Annotated in this window: 14 protein-coding genes; 4 read left to right on the plus strand and 10 right to left on the minus strand. The window is 37.3% G+C overall.

All coding sequences use genetic code 11. The features are described from left to right. Window positions 1-159: 159 nt before the first annotated feature. From VB797_RS29885 to VB797_RS29905, 5 genes are all read right to left on the minus strand, one after another. On the minus strand, window positions 160-2,712 hold the full coding sequence (locus tag VB797_RS29885; protein WP_323241405.1) for a polynucleotide kinase-phosphatase: 2,553 nt from the start codon (window positions 2,710-2,712) through the stop codon (window positions 160-162). 344 nt (window positions 2,713-3,056) lie between these two features. Further along, window positions 3,057-3,815, minus strand: coding sequence for a tRNA(His) guanylyltransferase Thg1 family protein (locus VB797_RS29890; protein ID WP_323241406.1), 759 nt, complete (start codon window positions 3,813-3,815; stop codon window positions 3,057-3,059). Then, window positions 3,805-4,254 carry an ATP-binding protein gene (locus tag VB797_RS29895; protein ID WP_323241407.1) on the minus strand — a complete coding sequence of 150 codons (450 nt, stop codon included), beginning with the start codon at window positions 4,252-4,254 and terminating at the stop codon, window positions 3,805-3,807. The genes VB797_RS29890 and VB797_RS29895 overlap by 11 nt, the downstream gene beginning before the upstream one ends. 167 nt (window positions 4,255-4,421) lie before the next feature. Further along, window positions 4,422-5,810 (minus strand): 3' terminal RNA ribose 2'-O-methyltransferase Hen1, encoded by a 1,389-nt coding sequence (locus VB797_RS29900; protein WP_323241408.1) that lies wholly within the window; start codon window positions 5,808-5,810, stop codon window positions 4,422-4,424. Between the two features lie 114 nt (window positions 5,811-5,924). Then, window positions 5,925-7,391, minus strand: coding sequence for a hypothetical protein (locus tag VB797_RS29905; protein ID WP_323241409.1), 1,467 nt, complete (start codon window positions 7,389-7,391; stop codon window positions 5,925-5,927). A 318-nt stretch (window positions 7,392-7,709) separates the two neighbouring features. On the opposite strand from VB797_RS29905, the gene VB797_RS29910 reads away from it, so the two are divergent. Next, window positions 7,710-9,434, plus strand: a complete 1,725-nt coding sequence (locus VB797_RS29910) for an iron uptake porin (RefSeq protein ID WP_323241410.1) — start codon at window positions 7,710-7,712, stop codon at window positions 9,432-9,434. 459 nt (window positions 9,435-9,893) lie between these two features. After that, window positions 9,894-10,196: a hypothetical protein gene (locus tag VB797_RS29915; protein WP_323241411.1), complete on the plus strand. Its 303-nt coding sequence runs from the start codon at window positions 9,894-9,896 to the stop codon at window positions 10,194-10,196. A gap of 152 nt (window positions 10,197-10,348) precedes the next feature. On the opposite strand, the gene VB797_RS29920 is transcribed toward VB797_RS29915, so the two are convergent. Then, the gene (locus VB797_RS29920) at window positions 10,349-11,566 is read right to left on the minus strand and encodes a glycosyltransferase family 4 protein (protein WP_323241412.1); all 1,218 of its coding nucleotides are present in this window, start codon (window positions 11,564-11,566) and stop codon (window positions 10,349-10,351) included. A 251-nt stretch (window positions 11,567-11,817) separates the two neighbouring features. Between VB797_RS29920 and VB797_RS29925 the strand changes: the two genes are divergently transcribed. Continuing rightward, window positions 11,818-12,873: a polysaccharide pyruvyl transferase family protein gene (locus VB797_RS29925; RefSeq protein WP_323241413.1), complete on the plus strand. Its 1,056-nt coding sequence runs from the start codon at window positions 11,818-11,820 to the stop codon at window positions 12,871-12,873. Window positions 12,874-12,963: 90 nt separating this feature from the next. Continuing rightward, window positions 12,964-13,917: a glycosyltransferase family 2 protein gene (locus VB797_RS29930; protein WP_323241414.1), complete on the plus strand. Its 954-nt coding sequence runs from the start codon at window positions 12,964-12,966 to the stop codon at window positions 13,915-13,917. A 92-nt stretch (window positions 13,918-14,009) separates the two neighbouring features. On the opposite strand, the gene VB797_RS29935 is transcribed toward VB797_RS29930, so the two are convergent. From VB797_RS29935 to VB797_RS29950, 4 genes are all read right to left on the minus strand, one after another. After that, window positions 14,010-15,275, minus strand: coding sequence for a glycosyltransferase (locus VB797_RS29935; RefSeq protein WP_323241415.1), 1,266 nt, complete (start codon window positions 15,273-15,275; stop codon window positions 14,010-14,012). A 235-nt stretch (window positions 15,276-15,510) separates the two neighbouring features. Then, complete coding sequence (locus tag VB797_RS29940) at window positions 15,511-15,885, minus strand: hypothetical protein (protein WP_323241416.1); 375 nt, start codon at window positions 15,883-15,885, stop codon at window positions 15,511-15,513. A gap of 14 nt (window positions 15,886-15,899) precedes the next feature. Continuing rightward, a complete protein-coding gene (locus tag VB797_RS29945; protein WP_323241417.1) occupies window positions 15,900-16,367 on the minus strand; it encodes a DUF2141 domain-containing protein in 468 nt (155 codons plus the stop codon). Window positions 16,368-16,455: 88 nt separating this feature from the next. Next, window positions 16,456-17,436: an NAD(P)-dependent oxidoreductase gene (locus VB797_RS29950; protein ID WP_323241418.1), complete on the minus strand. Its 981-nt coding sequence runs from the start codon at window positions 17,434-17,436 to the stop codon at window positions 16,456-16,458. Between the last annotated feature and the right edge of the window lie 103 nt (window positions 17,437-17,539).

The following is a 17,539-nucleotide window of genomic DNA, read 5'->3' on the forward strand; positions in this document are numbered from 1 at the left end:
TATTTAAATTTCTACAATGGTTTGGGGGGATTTTTCGGTAAATATAACGATTTTTAGTGCAATACAAGACTAAACCTCACCCCGCCTCCGGCACCCCTCTCCTTGGCAAGGAGAGGGGAAGGGGGTGAGGTCTAATTTTGCGGTAAAACACGATATTCCCTACAACCTCGGATCTACCGCTTCACTCTCCAAAGCCAAAACCCCAAAAACGCACTCATGAACCCGTCGTAACGGCGCTTCTACAACAAATCTTTCCAATGCTTCCACACCCAAAGCAAATTCCCGCATCGCTAAGGAACGTTTCAAAGATAACCCCCTCTTACGCAAACTTTCGAGATTTTCGTCGGTTGTATATTCTGGCCCGTAAATAATCCGCAGATATTCCTTACCGCGACATTTGACTGCTGGTTGCAAAATACCGCGTTTACCGCCGACAATAAATTCCAGGGGTTTGACAACCATCCCTTCACCACCTTTGCAAGTCATTTCCTCCCACCAATGGGTTCCTTCTGCTTCGCTGCTGGGGTCGTTTAAATCTATTATCTTGTAATTAGTTGCCATGATTAACTGAGGTTCGGCTTTTTCTAAAATCGCAGCTTGTTCCATGTGCCAGGAATGATTTTTATCGATATGTACCGCACCTTCTGTAGCTAAAATATGAAATGGTGCAAGTTTTATATCGGAAATATCGTTAACTTCCCAACAGTAACGACGGTAAGCGTCTACATATTGATTTGCCATTTCTTGACGTTGTTGAAATTTACCGAGCAACGAGTTAACTTCAATACCGTTTTGACTGGCTTGAGTTAGTAATTCTATGGCATTACTTAAAGCCGGACGGGAAGCTGCACCCACTGCTGCATATTGATTTCGGATCAATCCTTGAGCTTTAGCCGACCAAGGCATCAATTCGCAATCGAGACATACCCAATCGGTATTTAATCTTGACCAAAAGTCACTTTCAGAAAGAGCTTTATTTACTCCTGCTAAAAATTCCGCTTCTAATTCTGAGTTATTAAAAAAGCGTCTTCCGGTGCGAGTGTAGCAAATACCGATACCTTCATTGACAATTCCAAAGCGTCTTTTAACCGCTTCCTCGTCGCGACATACAATAACTACGGCTCGCGAACCCATGTGTTTTTCTTCACAAATTACTTCAGTAATTCCTTGGTTTTTATAATAAGCAAAAGCTTGTTGCGGATGCTCCAAATATCCGGGTAATTGGGAAGTTTCGACGGGAGACATGGTAGGAGGAAGGTAAATCAACCATTTGGGATTTGCAGCAAACCGACTCATCACTTCCAAAGCTGCGATCGCGTTTTCTTCACGGATGGTAATTTTGTTTTGCAGACGTACATTAATAATCCGCTTACCCAAGACATCATCAATATTTAAAACATCATCTAACTGCTGTTGAGCATTAATTCCGGTACCCGATGTCCCGTTATCCAAAGGTTTGACGGGTTCGCAGTAAACTTTTGCTGCATCAACGCTGACTAATTCCCTTTCGGGATAGCGCAAAGCGGTTAACTTTCCCCCAAAAACGCAACCCGTATCAATATCAATCGTATTATTCAACCATTCCGCTTCCGGTACGGGGGTATGTCCGTAAACTACCATCGCTTCACCGCGATATTCGGCAGCCCAATCGTAGCGCACGGGTAAGCCAAATTCGTCGATTTCGCCGGTAGTTTCACCATACAGCGCAAAACTCCGCACCTTTCCCGAACCCCTTCCCTGCATTTCTTCACGCATTCCTGCATGAGCTACTACCAAGCGTCCATCATCTAGGACAAAGTGACTTATCAAGGAGTCGATAAATTCTTCAATTTCTTTGATAAAAGGTTCGCGTACATCTGGGGATAAAGCTTCGATTTCGGCAACAGTTTGCTCTAAACCGTGATTAATTTTTACATTCTTACCACGTATTTTCCGTAAAAGCTTGTTTTCATGATTACCGGGAACGCAAATAGCCGAACCCGCTTCAACCATGTTTTTTACAAGTTTGACAGTATCAAGAATTCGGGGACCTCTATCTACTAAATCTCCGAGGAAGATGATTTTGCGTCCTTCGGGGTGATGGTAGGTTTGCGTTTTTACATATCCCAGTTTTTCTAATAGTGTTTCTAATTCGTCGCAGCAACCGTGAATATCACCGATAATGTCGAAGGGACCGCGATCGTGTTTACGGTTGTTCCATAATGGTTGACGTTGGATTTCTACGGCTTCAATTTCTTCGATAGAATTAAGCACGTAAACGTAACGAAAACCTTCTCTTTCTAAACCGCGTAGGGAACGTTTTAAATTTTGAACGTGACGCTGAACTACGTAAGAACCAAATTGTCGATCTGGACGTTGTTGGTTACGTTGATGACAGACATTTTCGGGTAAGTTTAAAACTATAGCAACGGGAAAGCAATGATATTCTTTGGCTAAGTTTACATAATATTTTCGGTCTTCTTTTAGAACGTTGGTTGCGTCAATTACCGTTAGCTTGGCAGATGCTAAACGTTTTTGGGTGATGTAGTGGAGTAAATCGAAAGCATCGCGGGAAGCTGCTTGGCTGTTTTCATCGTTGGAAACCAATCCGCGACAAAAATCGGAAGATATAACTTCAAAGGGTTGGAAGTGTTTTTTTGCGAAGCTTGATTTACCGGAGCCTGATGCACCGATGAGTGTGATTAAAGATAATTCGGGGATAGTTATTTTCATAGTATTTTTAAGAATATTAAGAGTACGGAGAGTTAAAAGTATCCGGCGGTTGAAACCGCTGCTACACAGGCAAAGTCCACCTGCGTGGACTAATTAATTTATAACCCCCGCAGGCGGGTTTTGTTTGTGTAGCCGCGACTTCTAGTCGCCAGGTAAAACTTGTGTAGACGCGGTTTCAACCGCCAGGTAAAATATAAAAAACACGTCTTCCTTTTAGGTAATTTTGTTTATCGATTAAGTTAATAATAGCTTCTTTAATTAAGGTAGTTTAATAATTTATTTACCTATCTCTCTTCATTTCTTTCCTCTGTGTCCTCTGCGTCTCTGCGGTTTTTTTAATCGGTTTAACAACCAACAAATTCCCCAATAAATTCACTATAATCATCTTTCATCGGTAAATCTAATTCTCTTCTAATCCGTCTTCTGACTGCAAAAACAGTTTCCTTGGTAACGGGGTTATATCCTTCTTTTTCATATTCTTCCCAATACAAACCCATACCGCGTTTTTGCCAGTTGGGTAATTCGTTGAAGTTAATTCCGTGTTGAAATAATAATTCGTTTTTATCGGCTACTGATAAACCTTCCATAATATTAGTAGCTTTACGTGCTGTTTCTCCATCTCCTCGCAAACACCAATAACAGTGAGAGTTGAGCGAATTCCGATGTGCATCTTGCTGTCTCCAGCGAAAATAATCTATTACTTGTTGAATATTAGCAAGTTGAGAAATCCGACAGTCAAAACAAGCCATATCATTTAAAAGTAATGAAAATTTAGCGCTGGCTTCTCCTGCTAAAACTGAGTTAATTTTGCGGGTTTTGCGATTAAATGTTTCATCTTCTAAGCTAAATAGTAAAGAAATTTCATCGCTTTGCGTGTAGCCGTAAGTAATATCAAAGCCGCTATTCATTAAATGTTCTACAGTATCTAACATATAGTCGCGAAAACGTTCGTCATAAGGTGCTTTAAATTTATGCACGTCTTTTGTTAAACGAGTAAAACCGCGTCCATCTAATCTCGCTACGATGTAAATTCCCGGTAATACGCAATAATCGTGAGCGGTTTCAAATACCCGCATTTTACTATCGAGTTCATCAAATTTCACGATTCCACTCCTCAACGATAAATGAATAATCTGGGCAGGTTTTTACTGAGTATATGCCATCAAATCCTTCTGTGTAACTTGGTAAAGTTAGCTTTTTATAAGTTGATAATATTCCTACTAAGGGAATTACTTTTTTACCCGAACGTTGGCTATTGCGTAGTTTGCAATCTGCTAAATTTGAATTAAAATAATATGCTAACACCTGAAACCCTTGTGATTTTGCTGGAATAATGTAACGTTTTCTATCTTCTACTGTTGGATTAGTGTTATCTATGACAATATTTTGTTTTGCTGATAAACAAGCTTGAAATATTAGTTTTTCTCGGTGACGGGTTTTGAGCATATCAAGATTAATTCTGATATGGCTATCGAGAAAGTATTCGCGGTAAAACGTTGATTTTCCCGCACCTTGGATGCCAACAAATATTATTGCTTGCATTTGAAAATTGTATGATATTCCTAATTTTTGATTCGTTTGACTCGTTTGACTCGTTCCCAGCCTTTAGGCTGGGAATGCATTTTACGAGGATCTGCCTCTAATACAGACTGGAGGCAGAGCCTCTTACAATGCATTACAAGGCAGAGCCTTGTAACGATATTTAATTATTAATTTATAATTGAAAAAACTGCCATTTGCGTGGGGGAACCTACTTCTAATTCTTCATCACCTACATTTTGAAATTCTACGCTGTAGCTAAATTTTTCTCCTACTTCTTTTGACCATTTTTGAAATTGCGATCGCGTCCATTCAAAACGGTGATCTTTATGACGAAGTGTTCCTGCGGGTAAACTTGCAAATTTAACGTTATACTCTATATTTGGTGTGGTAACTATTACCGTTTGTGGTCTGGTAAATTCAAATAATACTCTTTCAAATGCGCTTAATCTTGGTAAATCGAGATGTTCTATGACTTCAATTACCGCAGCTGCATCATATCCTGCAATCCGTTTATCTGTGTAGGTTAAACCACTTTGAATTAATTGTAATTTATCCCATTGGTTGCGAGGTAAATGCAAACGATCTAATCTTTCTTTGGTAATTTCTAAAGCACGATAGGAAACGTCTACTCCGGTAATTTGTTCAAAGTAATTATCTTTCAAAAGCATTTTGAGTAAATTACCTTGTCCGCAACCTAAATCTACAACTTTTTTGGCATTATTTTGTTTTAAAACTGCTACTACACAATTCAAACGCTGCTGATTCAAACTTAATGGTTTCTCTACTGCTGCTTCTTCTTTGTCGTGGATTTCTTCAACACTATCTGGATCGGGTTCATTGGGTTCTGTTAGTTGCGCTAAAGCAGCACGAGTTAAGCGATATTGTCGTTTTAAATAGCGTTTGGTAATTTCTTCTTTTAACGGATGTTCCTTTAACCAACCTTCCCCATGACGCAATAATTTTTCTACTTCGTCTTCATTTACCCAGTAATGTTTATTGTTATCTAAAACTGGGATTAAAACATAAAGATGGCTGAGTAAAAGCGAAAGCGGTATGGTATTTTGCAATTCGACGGTGAAATATTTACTTTGTCCCCATTCCGGGAAAGTTTCATCTAAAGGATAATTTTGTAAAGTTACTTGATAACCCAACGGTTCAAACAATTCTCGCAGAAAACCTTCACCACCATGACTAGGTAAGACCGATATTTTTGCTACCAACGGCATTGGGGTTTCTACTAACTCAGGTTTATCCTTACAACGTCCACCCAAAGCTGTACCAAATACTTGAGATATCGCTACGCTGAAAAATGAAGAAGCTACATAAGGGCGATCGTTTACATAGGCATCCAGCGTCAAAGTTCTCTTTCTGACTAATTTTATTGGATTAATATCTAATAATAAAGCTGCGGTACATTGTTCGTTGTTTGCTTCCGGGTAGAAAACGTGGGCTTCTCCAAAGGAAAGGGAAAACGATTGACAGCGATTGGGGTGTTTGTGTAAAAGATAACCCAAATCTGTCGCGGGTTGATGGGTGGTAGCGATGGTTAGCAGCATTTAGTTTAAAGTTGGGAAGACATTCTTTAAGGTAGCATTTTGGATAGTTTTTTAACGCAGAGGAACGCTGAGTGTTTTTAATTCTGGTAGCTATCGATCGCTAGCTGTTTCACATCAAATTTGTGCCAAAAGCTTTTTAATATAGCTTAACGAATCTGGAGATATTTTAGATTGTGTATTGAGCCATTTATAAGCTTGGTTTGTGTCTTTTTGGGATGCAATAATTAAAGCTTTCCAAGCTTGTACTTCCGGACGATTGGGATTTATTTGTAATGCTGCATCAATGCGACTTTCTAATCTTCCTGTATCGGCTTTGAGTAAAGTTGTGATTTCTGCGGTGTTTTGCGGTGATGCTTCAAATACTTTTAAGGCTTCTCCCCATCTACCATCAATTAAGTCAGCTAATACGGATTGTGAAGGACTTGCCCAGCTGGTATCGGCTAATTTTTTGGTAAGTTGAGAATGTAAACGAATTAAATCAATTTGTGCTTGTGCTGCTGATGGTATCTTCCCTTTTTGCTTCACGATAAATTGCAACCATTGATAAGCTGGTGTCCACAGTCCACTTTGGGCAATTAACAGCGCATCTCGGTATGCTTCATCTTGCAAAACTGAAGGTTTGAGAGTAATTTCTGATAGCTTAATCGGGTTAACGACGAACTCAGTTGGCTGAACTTGGTAAACTCGCAAACGAGGTTCTAAACCGACTGTTTGACGCACTACTAACTCTTTCTCATCGTTACCAGTTACCTGCTCCCATTGAGGTAAATCTCCAGTGGGACTTGTCCAGGATATCATTTGTTGCAGATTACGTCGATCGCTATTGTAGTAAAGTACGTAGCCGTAAGCTGTCTGGTTTGTCCCCGAAGAGCGATCGCCACGTAAATAATACCAAATTCCAGGGTTTGGTGCGTCTTTATCAAAGCGTCCGATTTCACTTACGGGTAAGGGAATACTCGAACCTGCTGTTTCCTCTGCATTTGCTTCTACTAAAGGTGCAATAACTTCATCTTCTTCTGGTCCGGTAACGGAAAATTGGGTAGTTAAATCGTAATATTTTTTAGTCGGCGATCGCCATTCAAAATCTGTAGATAAGTGATAAATTCTTAGTTCAACTATATTTTTACAGTCAGTATTGCAGTTATTGCGATCGCGAAAAATTGGTAATAAAAAAGATTCTTGGGTATCACTTTCTAAAGCAACAATTTCTCCAACTATACGCTGTTGATTTTTTATTTCGGTTTGAATTTCCTGGACTGTATGGGGACGTTGTTCGTTTGAACCTACTTTTACCCATCCAGGTACAAAATTATTTAACCAGCTTACCTGTTGCGGATTAGATATGAATAAAATACTAATCCAAGCAGCCGCGATCGCCAAACCTCCACTTCCTAATAAAATGGCGATCGCTAACATTGATGTCGCTATTTTGCGTTTTTTATTTCGACGACGATTTGAATAGGACTGAATTCCCTCAGAAGTTTGTTTAGATTTTTTGATTCTTTTACGGAGTTTGCGAACCTTAGCATTGGGCTGCGGAGCAGTTTTTTTATTAGGATTTGATGGTGAGGTTTTTGCCATGCTAATCTTCACTCGATTTTAAATTGGGAATTTTGAATTGACCGAAACATTTTAGATTTTGAAATTTGCATTTTGGGTTAGTTGATGAATGAAAAGCAATAATGCACAATTGGGTCGTAGCAAATGGACAATCCAAAATCATAAATCCAAAAACCAAAATTGCTTGGCAATACTAGCTGTTTCTTTTATACTCTCGCTTGTGAAATATTGCCCAGAAGTTATCAAATCTATTTTTTTTTAATTCCGTATAATTACTCATGCCATTCATATAAATTATTTAATAAGCTCAACCGTTGTATATAAACAGAGTTTTGAAAGTTGAACAATAGTAAAATTTCGCTAATTATCTGCTTTTTAGCTGCGGGAATTACCGGATTTCCAGATCGAGCAATGTCTAAGGAACAGCTTTCTGTAGATTTTTCTATCCCTACAGAAGAGACGGTAGAAACAAAACTGTTAAACATTCCAAATACTGAGCAATTCAAGATTTCTCAACCAGTTATTCCATCTGAAAATGAACTATCTGCGGATGAAAATCCGATGGGACAAGTTAATTCGGTTTCTCAACTTGGAGACGTACAGCCGACAGATTGGGCGTTTCAATCGTTACAATCCTTGGTAGAACGTTACGGTTGTATTGCGGGTTATCCCAATGGAACTTACCGAGGAAATCGCGCTTTAACTCGCTATGAATTTGCTGCGGGTTTGAATGCTTGTCTTGAAAGAGTTAACGAATTAATTGCGACAGCAGCAAGTAACATAGTTACCCGTGAAGATTTAGCAACTTTACAAAAGTTACAGGAAGAATTTGGTGCGGAATTAGCTACATTAAGAGGACGAGTTGATGCGCTAGAAGCTCGGACTGCTGATATTGAAGCTAAACGATTTTCGGCAACAACTAAACTCAGCGGAATCACAATTGTTGGTATTCAAGGACGCGGTGCAAATCGCGCCGATATAGCTCCTAGAGATGGTGTAAAAGATACTGATGATCCTAGTACTAACACTAATTTCATCAACTTTAATCAGCTATATTTGACCAGCCAATTTACACCGCGTAGTTTCTTAGTAACCGGACTTTTAGCTGCTAATGGTTCGACAAGCCCTAAATTATCTAATGATTTTATACTTGGTTACGAAGCTCCTCCGGGAAACAAATGGAACTTAAGTGACCTACACTATCACCAACTTCTTAATAAAAAATTAGCGATGATGGTGGGAACCAAAGGTGTTGATATGATACGTGCATTCCGGGGTCCTAACCGTGCTGAAAGTGCAGCGAATGGGCCTTTATCATGGTTTGCACAAAGAAACCCAATTTTAAATTTAGATTTTGAAAATGGTGGTATTGCTTTTGATTGGCAATTTGCTAAAAGTGCCAGTGTGCAAGCAATTTATAGCGCTAAGGATATAGCAAATCCGGGAAAACGTGGAGGTTTATTTGATGGAAACACAACTGCGGGCGCACAATTATTACTAACACCTGCTAAGACATTAGACGTAAGTTTATATTACGTTAATAATTATTCGCCCAATGGTTTCTTATCAACTTTTGCTGGTGATAATTGTTTTACTGCTTTAAATTGTTTTACGGGAACTTCAAGACCTTTGCAAACAAATGCTGTTGGTGCTACCGTCAATTGGGACATTTCACGAGGAATTACCTTGGGTGGTTGGGGTGGTTATACTAAGTCTTATATTCCCGGAGAATCGGGAGATGTAGAAACTACAAATTACATGGTTTATCTTAACTTTCCAGATTTATTTGGTAAGGGTAATTTAGGTGGAATTTATGTAGGACAGCCGCCAAAAATTGTTAGCAGTAACTTACCTGTAGGCAATAACGTACCAGAACTTATTGGAAATAGTAAAAGCGACGGTGGACAACCGGGAACAACTACTCATATTGAAGCTTTTTACCGTTGGCGTTTGAACGACAATATGAGTGTAACTCCGGGAATTATTCACATTATAGAACCCGGTCATACACCAGATAGCGACTCAATTACTATTGGTATTCTACGGACTAGTTTTACATTTTAAGAATTGGCTTGGGCATGGGTCATTGGGCATTGGATTATATTGTAGCTACCCGAAAGTCGCTAAAGGTTTTTAGCCTTGCTAATTACACTTTCTATTATTATCAAATTAGGTAAATAAAAAATAAAATATTTATTGAAAAGATAATTAGCTATGCCCTATGCCCCATTTATTTTTTTATAAAGAATTCATATAGCAAAATTTTCAAGTAGTTGAATCTGCGATATACCAGATTCAGTATTTTTCCTCTTGAAAAGATAATTGCTTTATGATTATATTTTTAATAGTTTCGCTGGAAATTTATCTCAGAAAAAATCTAGAGTTTTTATAGTGCATCGATGAATAACTTTCATATCGGCTGAAGATAAATTAAAGATTAAAATTTCGTATTTAACTAGTTTTTACGAAATAGCGCAGCGAATCTTTTTTAAATAAACATTTTAAAAGCAATTAGGAATCAAAATGCCTCAAAATTCTTGTCTGCTTGCGTTAGTTCTAGCAGTTGGTTCTGCTTTGGTTGCAATACCTTCTCAAGCGCAAACAGCAGCTAATTCAAACAAGGACAACATTACACCATCTCAATCTGCCATTGCAAACGATGCAGCTAAAACATCAAACTTAAGCAATTCTAGTAGTTTAAATCAAGATAAAACTACAAATATTTCCCAGTCACAACCTGAATCCTCTACAACTGCTAACATTCAAAAATCCCAACGTGCAAGAATTCCAGTCTATAGTCGAATTGGGTTCGGATTGAGCCAGTAATAAAATCTTGTTTATAAATAACTTATGTAGAGACGTAGCAATGCTACGTCTTTTTTTGTTTGTGTAGTTTCAAAGAAACTATTTCACAGAATCATCGATACAAATCAAAGTATCGTAAAGACGTTGCATTATGCATACCGTTTCTACATTAATTACTTCCCCAGACAAACCTGCTCGTAACGTTTCCCCGCACTTTCCCAGGTAAACTCTATTTCAACTAATTTTCTCGCGTTATGAGATAATTCTGCTCGTAACTGCGGATTTTCAAACAGTTGACTAATAGAGCTGACATATTCTTGCGGTTTATTGGCACGTATTGCCCGTAATTCAACATTATCACCGTCTACAGCTAATCCTTCCAAACCGCGATCGCTACCGACTACGGGTATACCAGCAGCCATTGCTTCCAAGGTTTTGTTCTTGATTCCAAATCCAGTCCGCATCGACACTACGCAAACTGTTGATTTATGCAGGTATTCTGCCATTGAAGGGACTTTTCCGGTAACATTGACTCCGGGGTTATCTTTGAGTGCTAACACCTCTGCAACGGGACGAGAACCCACTATATCAAAGGTTGTATCGGGGTAAAGTTTCTGGATTTCTGGTAATACTTCTTTACAAAAGAAGCATACAGCATCGATATTTGCTAAATTATCCATTGCACCGATGAAAATTAAACGGTGTCCTCCTGGGTCTGCTGTCCGATTAGGAAACATGACTAAATCTACGCCGTTAGCAATTACCGTAATTTCACTGATAGCGTTGAATTCCTGTAACTGAATTTTATCTTCTGCGGTTGTCGCTACAATTGCCGAAAATTTACCGCAGTAGTTTTTTTCGTAACGACGCAGCAATGGTAAATTAATTTTATCTCGTAAAGAGTTTTCAGATATGCCATTTTGTAATTGATTGAGACAGGTACCGTAGACGGAACTGTGAACGTTGACTACAGTACGCACCTTTTTTTGAAAATGGGGACGCACGTAAATTTCATTAACGCTGTGTTCGCTGGTAATTGTATCGTACTTACTCGCTTCTATATGGCGATCAATCCAGTTTTGCATATCCACTGAGTAGCGATTTAACACGCTTGGGGGAATACCTTCACTGACAAATTTAGTTAAACGCTGAACTTTTTTCAGTATTCCTCCGGTGGTACCGGAGTCATGGGGACGATTAAAAAGGACTAGTTCATCCACATAATCTCGCAATTGGGCTATTTCTGTTTCAGTGACACCAGCTTCGGGTTGAGTCACCAAGGTAACGCGGTGATTCCGTTGTAAATACTTAAGTAAATTAAAAGTTCTAACTTGAGTACCACCACGAGTAGGTGGATAAGGAAACGTAGAAGATAGCATTAAGATGTTCATGGGAATTATCGGTAATTACTAGTAATTTGATTTCATAATTAGAGGAAGTTTAATTTATAAATATCCGGAAAAACTCGCTTAATTCTGAATATGTACAGCAAGTATTAATTATTGCCAATCAAAATACTATGATATATTTATACAATCATTAATGTCAAATTTATGAAACAATATTTTTCATAAAAAACATTAACAATGATTGGACTAAATGTTTTTTATATCTATTAATTAATTCTATTAGGACAAATTAAATGAATATTTTATTAATGGGTTATTACGGATTTCATAATGTTGGGGATGATTTATTTCTGCATCAGTTAATAGATTATTTTGCGAAAAAGCAAGAAGTCGCTCGAATATTTGTATTTTGTCAAGAAGACTATTATGAACGCACTACAGATAAAGTTCGTTTTTTTGCTGCAAATCAACTCCCTAAACTTAAAAGGCTTTCGATAATTTTACAAAGTGACTGTTTAATGTGGGGTGGTGGAACTTTAAATATCAAAGATAAACCCACTAATTTACTGAGGTTACAGTCATTAGCAAAGTTTACTAGAAAGCGTTTCTGCTTTCTTGGTGTCGGATTAGAAGCAGTGAGTTCGGATGAAGGAGACACTAGAAGCAAGATTTTTAAAAATGCCGATTTACTTTATTTAAGAGATAAACAATCCTACGAATTAGCTTTACAAAAACTCAAGCCAGTTAAAGCTTGTTGCTTGGGTGGTGATTTAGCATTTTTAGATTTAAACTATTATCAACCTTATATAAAAGAAAATAAATCTAGTGAAATTAAAAATATTTCTTTTTCTGGAAAATTTTGGTGGGGTGAAGGAAGAGGTGAATTTTACGGTCAACAGTTAATGCAGTTTGTTGATAAATATAATTCAATAATTCATTTACTACCAGCCCATGTCGGAGAAGACAGAAACGATAACAAATTTCATCATTTATTAAAAAAATACCTACCCGAATCTAACTATAAACTGCATGACTGGAAGAAACCAGCAGAATTTGTAGAGATTTTAAGTCAAATGGATTTCCATTTTGGCAACCGTTTACACTCTATAATATTAGCAGATATTCTCAGCGTACCTAGTGTTGGAATCAGCGGTGCTAACACAAAAATTCAACACTATATCGATAAATCAGAAGTGCTTCCAGAATTAAGATTGTTAGATTTTATGGAAGAAATAGAAGTAGATCAGATTGAAAAAATATTTAGAGAATATCAAAGACCAACTGAATTTATTTTAAATGAGTCTAAGACAGCAAAAGCAGGAGTCGAATTGATTTTTAAAAATAATTGAGAATACAAGACATGGGAAGTTGATTTGGGAGTGCATCGACTCATGATTTATTCCTATTATCAATTACCAATTACCAATTACCAATCACCAATGAGCAATAGAAAAGTTAGTATTTGTATTCCTACATTCAACCGTATTGATTTGCTACCTTTCGCGATTGAAAGCGTACTCAAACAAACTTATCAAGACTTTGAATTAATTATCTGCGACGATGGTTCTAATGATGGAACTGCGGAATTAATGTCGAAGTATGAAGATAATCGGATTAAATATATCCGCCACGATCGCAATATTGGCAAAAGTAATAATATGCGTTCTGGTTTTGATGCAGCGACTGGCGATTATTTCATTAAATTTGATGATGATGATAGATTAACGCCGGATTTTATCGCGCAAACTTCTAGTATTCTCGAAAAAGATTCTAATATTGATTTTGTTGGTACCGACCATTGGATAATTGATATTAATAATGTGCGAGATGAAGCGAAGACTCATGAGAATTCGCGTTTATGGGGAAGAAAAGATTTAGCCGAAGGGGTAGTCGATAATCTTTTAGAAGCAGTATTTATAAATCAAAGTTTTCAAATTGGTGCAACTTTATTTCGTCGTCAAACGGTAGTGGAAGTTGGATTTATGCAGCCCAATTGGCAAAATTGCGAGGATAACGATTTATTTGTACGCTTAGCTTTGGCTGGTAAAAAAGGCTATTATTTACCGAAATTGTTGATGGAATATCGGCTCCACGCACAACAGCAAGGAATTAACCGCGCAATTCCTTATTTAACAGGTAAACAGCAGTATTTACAAAGCTATAAGTTTGATTCACAGAAGTTGGAGAATATTAGATTACAGCGTTTAAAAGAAACTCAGCTATTGTTAGGTTTACGGTTAATCGAAACTGGTGAAACCGATAAAGGGAGACAATTAGTTTTAGCTGGAAAATCTTTTTCTACCGCTAAAGCATGGACTGGTTTAGGATTGTCTTTGTTACCCGTGAGTTTAAGAGGTAAAGCGTTTGGTGCTTTACGGAAAGTGCGGGGGTAAAAAGAAATCCCCATGAACAAATTCAGGGGCTGGTATTCTTTTAGATAAAGATTACAAAAATAATGAGTTTTCTTTGAATACCTTTTTACTTTTTACTTAAAAATGGTCAATTTATCCTGAGATTCGGCAACAACTTTGTAGAGCTTCAACTCAAATTTTTGCATACAAGCCGACCAATCAAATTCGAGAATTGAAGGACGAGCGTTTTTAGCCATTTGCTCTTTTAATTGGGAATCTTCCAGAATTTGAATGATTTTATTTGCGAAATCTTCTGGGTTATTAGGTTCTGCTAAAAAGCCGTTATGACCTGGTGTAACTTGCTCGGCTGTGGAAGGTGCGATCGCAGCAACAACCGGAGTCCCGGATGCTAAAGCTTCGTTGTTGGTCGTACAGAAATTTTCAGTGGTTGAAGGGTTAATAAATACATCTGCACGAGCAAACCATCCTAAAAGTTCTGTTCCGTGAGATTCTCCCCAAACTGTTACACCAGATGGAAATTCTTCAGCGCGTTTTTTGATTTCTTCTTCAGCAGGACCGCTACCAATAATTACTAAATGAACATCTTTAATTTTCTTAGCAACTAACGGATATATATCCAAAAGTTGATTAACATTCTTTTCGGCTGTAATACGTCCTACAAATAATAAAGTTGGTCTACGGTCGTTAGGAATGGGATTATAAATAATGTTTTCCGGATTGAATTTCTTGCAATCAACTCCTTGATAAGGAAAGTATTCGCTACGTTGACATTTCATCTTTTCGTATTTGGCGAGTTGTTCTTTTGAGGAAAATAGATTTAAATAGTAAGAATCGCTAAACTGTTTAATTAAAGTGGGGAGAAAAGGACGAAGTAAACTAAATAATTGATTGCCTAAATAATATTGAATATAGGCAACGATATCAGTATGAAACAGAGATATTGCTGGAGTGCCGGTTTTTTTCGCGTATTCCACTGCAATTGGACGACCATAACCTTGAAGAAAAAGCGAATATAGTCCCTTCATTTGCGCTGCTTCTTCGACCAAGATTACATCAGGTTTAAAATCTTCTAATAATTTAGTATCGCTCCAGTGTCGATGATTTAGCGGTTGAGGAAGAGACTTATAAAATATTAATGGTTCCGTAGGAAATGCATAGGAACTGAAATTAGGATATTGCTGTAGTTCATCTAATCCCGACATCGGACGTTTACCAACATTGGGAGGATAGCGATCGCTAATTTGGGGATGAATCAAAAATACGTGATGTCCCTGCTGTAAAAACCAGCGTACTCGTTGATGTACCGCAACAGAAACTCCCGTTAAAAACGGAGCGTATAATCCTGTGGCAATTGCTAGTCTAAGAGGTTGTTTTAACATGATTAAATTTACTTATGATTAAGACAAGATTTTTTCACTTTCTGGTACTTCAATAACCCAAAAAAGCCGGGGTTTTATGTTGGGAATAGGGAATAGGGAGCAGAGTTTTCTAATTTTCAACTACTCCGCAAAGTTTCCTTAGTGGACTACCAGGGACGGGTAATTTTAGATGATTTCAATACACTAATTAGAGGATTAAAGTAAAATAATCCAAAATCAAAAATCTAACTAAAATTTAAGGCTTTTGTTGTTGCGATGGTTTTTGCAGGTTTATTTTTGATTCTGCGATCGCAATTTTATTCAGATTAAAATTCTGTAACAAGCTATTGTCTCTCACATAAGCTGGAGATAAAAATTTAGAGAAGTTTAGCGACTTTGCTTTCAAGACATCTTTTGAGAAAGGGAAGTTTTGAGATTTATCTAGCTTAAAAATTGATTTTGTGTTCGCTGTGTCAAAAGACTGTTTTTCAAATTGACGATAGACAATAATAATTTTGCTGCTTTCTTGTGGTGTTCGATGAATTAAACGGTGTATCGTCACAGAAATTCCAGTGCATAATGGAACATACAGTCCCATAAAAATCGCCATACCTAAAGCTTGTTTGTCCATAATTTAGGTTTTATTTAGGGGTCAAGAGAATATTTCATTTCAATCTCAATAGTTTGATTTTGTGTTAATGAAAAACTCGCTGATTCAAATTTGGGAGTCCCGGTTTTCACTGACACTGTAGGATTATTGGAGATTCCGAAACCTTCTTCAGGGATGCCAAGAAAATCTCTATTGAGTTTAGTATCACCATTTTGGTCGTCAATTACTGCAACAGCATAAGTACCTCTTTTTAAACCTGTAAATTCTTGTTTGAGCGAATTACCTGTTATTTTCGTGCATTGACTTTTGGCTTCGCTACTATTACCCAAAGGAAATCCACTTTCGTTTTCATAGATTCTTAAACAAACCTGACCTTTTTGATTTTCAATCCCTTTTATCGCAACAGTCAGAGTTGCGGAATCTTCTACAGCATTTGCTTTAAGAACCAATCCAACACTTGCTAAAGTAGAAAATAACAAGCAACAAAATTGAGATGTTTTCATTTTCATCTTTCTGTTATTTATAAATTATTAGTTGTTAGTTAATAAGTACCTGACAATTCCCAATTACCAATGTCCTATTCCCTATTCCCTATTGACTTTTTAACCATTCCTGAATACGATTCATTCCTTCATCTAAAGAAATAGCAGGTTGATAATTTAATAATTTACGTGCTTTATCAATAGAAAAAGCATAAGGACGACTCATGAAATCTGCTGCTTCTGGAAGAATATCTGGTTGCTTGCGAAAAAGTTTTTGTCCTTGACAACGCAATTTGAGAAATATTTTCATTTCTTCTTTTGGTAAAGAGGAAGGAGCGGGATAACCAGCGACTTCTGCTAAACGAGTAAAATATTCTTGAGGAGACGTTGCTTTCCCATCAGTAATATTAAAGATTTCACCATACTGCTCGTTTTCTATAGCTAAGAAAATTGCATCAATTAAATTATCTACATATATATGGTTAATAACTTTCCCTTCACTCGTATAGGCAAATAACTTTTGCTGCATCAACGATATCGGTCGCACCGTCCAAGGAATAGAACCCGGTCCGTAAACATCCCCAGCCCGGATAATAATGATGCCAAAATCTTGCACACTATTTAGTTGCTGTAGAGCTTTTTCTGCTTCTATTTTGGTTTGACAATAAGGATTTACTTCTTTTACAAGTAGTTGGTTTTCTGTTACCCCATTAGGATAATTAAAACCATAAACTAAAGCAGAGGAAAGATGAACAAAAGTTTTTACTCCAGCATTGCGAGCAGCTTTACCGATATTAATAGTTCCATCGATATTTACCTCGCTAAATTCCTTGATTGAACCTCCTTCTTTTGCGACTTCTTCAGTATGTAAAACTATATCTGCTTCCTGACAAGCTTTTTGAGCAATGGATGGATCGGCAACGCTACCGATAAGAACTTCTACACCTAATTTTTGAGCTTTTTTAGCTGTATCTGCATCTTTTTCCAATCCACGGACTTTTAAACCTTTGCTTATAGCTATTTCGGCTGTACGTAAACCAATAAATCCACCAATTCCGGTGATTAGTAAAGTTTTGTCTGTGAGGTTCATTATTTAAAAGCGCTTATACGCATTAAAAGGTTAAAAAGGTCAAAGGTTAAAGGTTAAAGGTCAAAGGTTAAAGGTTAAAGGTTAAAGGTTGATAATTAATAAC

This window comes from Rivularia sp. UHCC 0363 (genome assembly GCF_034931125.1).
Classification (GTDB): domain Bacteria; phylum Cyanobacteriota; class Cyanobacteriia; order Cyanobacteriales; family Nostocaceae; genus Rivularia.

What these genes read in the sequence shown, in the direction of transcription:
- VB797_RS29945 (WP_323241417.1), bottom strand. Translation starts at nt 16,367, where the DNA reads ATGAAAACATCTCAATTTTGTTGCTTGTTATTTTCTACTTTAGCAAGT.
- VB797_RS29915 (WP_323241411.1), top strand. Translation starts at nt 9,894, where the DNA reads ATGCCTCAAAATTCTTGTCTGCTTGCGTTAGTTCTAGCAGTTGGTTCT.
- VB797_RS29925 (WP_323241413.1), top strand. Translation starts at nt 11,818, where the DNA reads ATGAATATTTTATTAATGGGTTATTACGGATTTCATAATGTTGGGGAT.
- VB797_RS29895 (WP_323241407.1), bottom strand. Translation starts at nt 4,254, where the DNA reads ATGCAAGCAATAATATTTGTTGGCATCCAAGGTGCGGGAAAATCAACG.
- VB797_RS29950 (WP_323241418.1), bottom strand. Translation starts at nt 17,436, where the DNA reads ATGAACCTCACAGACAAAACTTTACTAATCACCGGAATTGGTGGATTT.
- VB797_RS29900 (WP_323241408.1), bottom strand. Translation starts at nt 5,810, where the DNA reads ATGCTGCTAACCATCGCTACCACCCATCAACCCGCGACAGATTTGGGT.
- VB797_RS29905 (WP_323241409.1), bottom strand. Translation starts at nt 7,391, where the DNA reads ATGGCAAAAACCTCACCATCAAATCCTAATAAAAAAACTGCTCCGCAG.
- VB797_RS29935 (WP_323241415.1), bottom strand. Translation starts at nt 15,275, where the DNA reads ATGTTAAAACAACCTCTTAGACTAGCAATTGCCACAGGATTATACGCT.
- VB797_RS29885 (WP_323241405.1), bottom strand. Translation starts at nt 2,712, where the DNA reads ATGAAAATAACTATCCCCGAATTATCTTTAATCACACTCATCGGTGCA.
- VB797_RS29920 (WP_323241412.1), bottom strand. Translation starts at nt 11,566, where the DNA reads ATGAACATCTTAATGCTATCTTCTACGTTTCCTTATCCACCTACTCGT.
- VB797_RS29940 (WP_323241416.1), bottom strand. Translation starts at nt 15,885, where the DNA reads ATGGACAAACAAGCTTTAGGTATGGCGATTTTTATGGGACTGTATGTT.
- VB797_RS29930 (WP_323241414.1), top strand. Translation starts at nt 12,964, where the DNA reads ATGAGCAATAGAAAAGTTAGTATTTGTATTCCTACATTCAACCGTATT.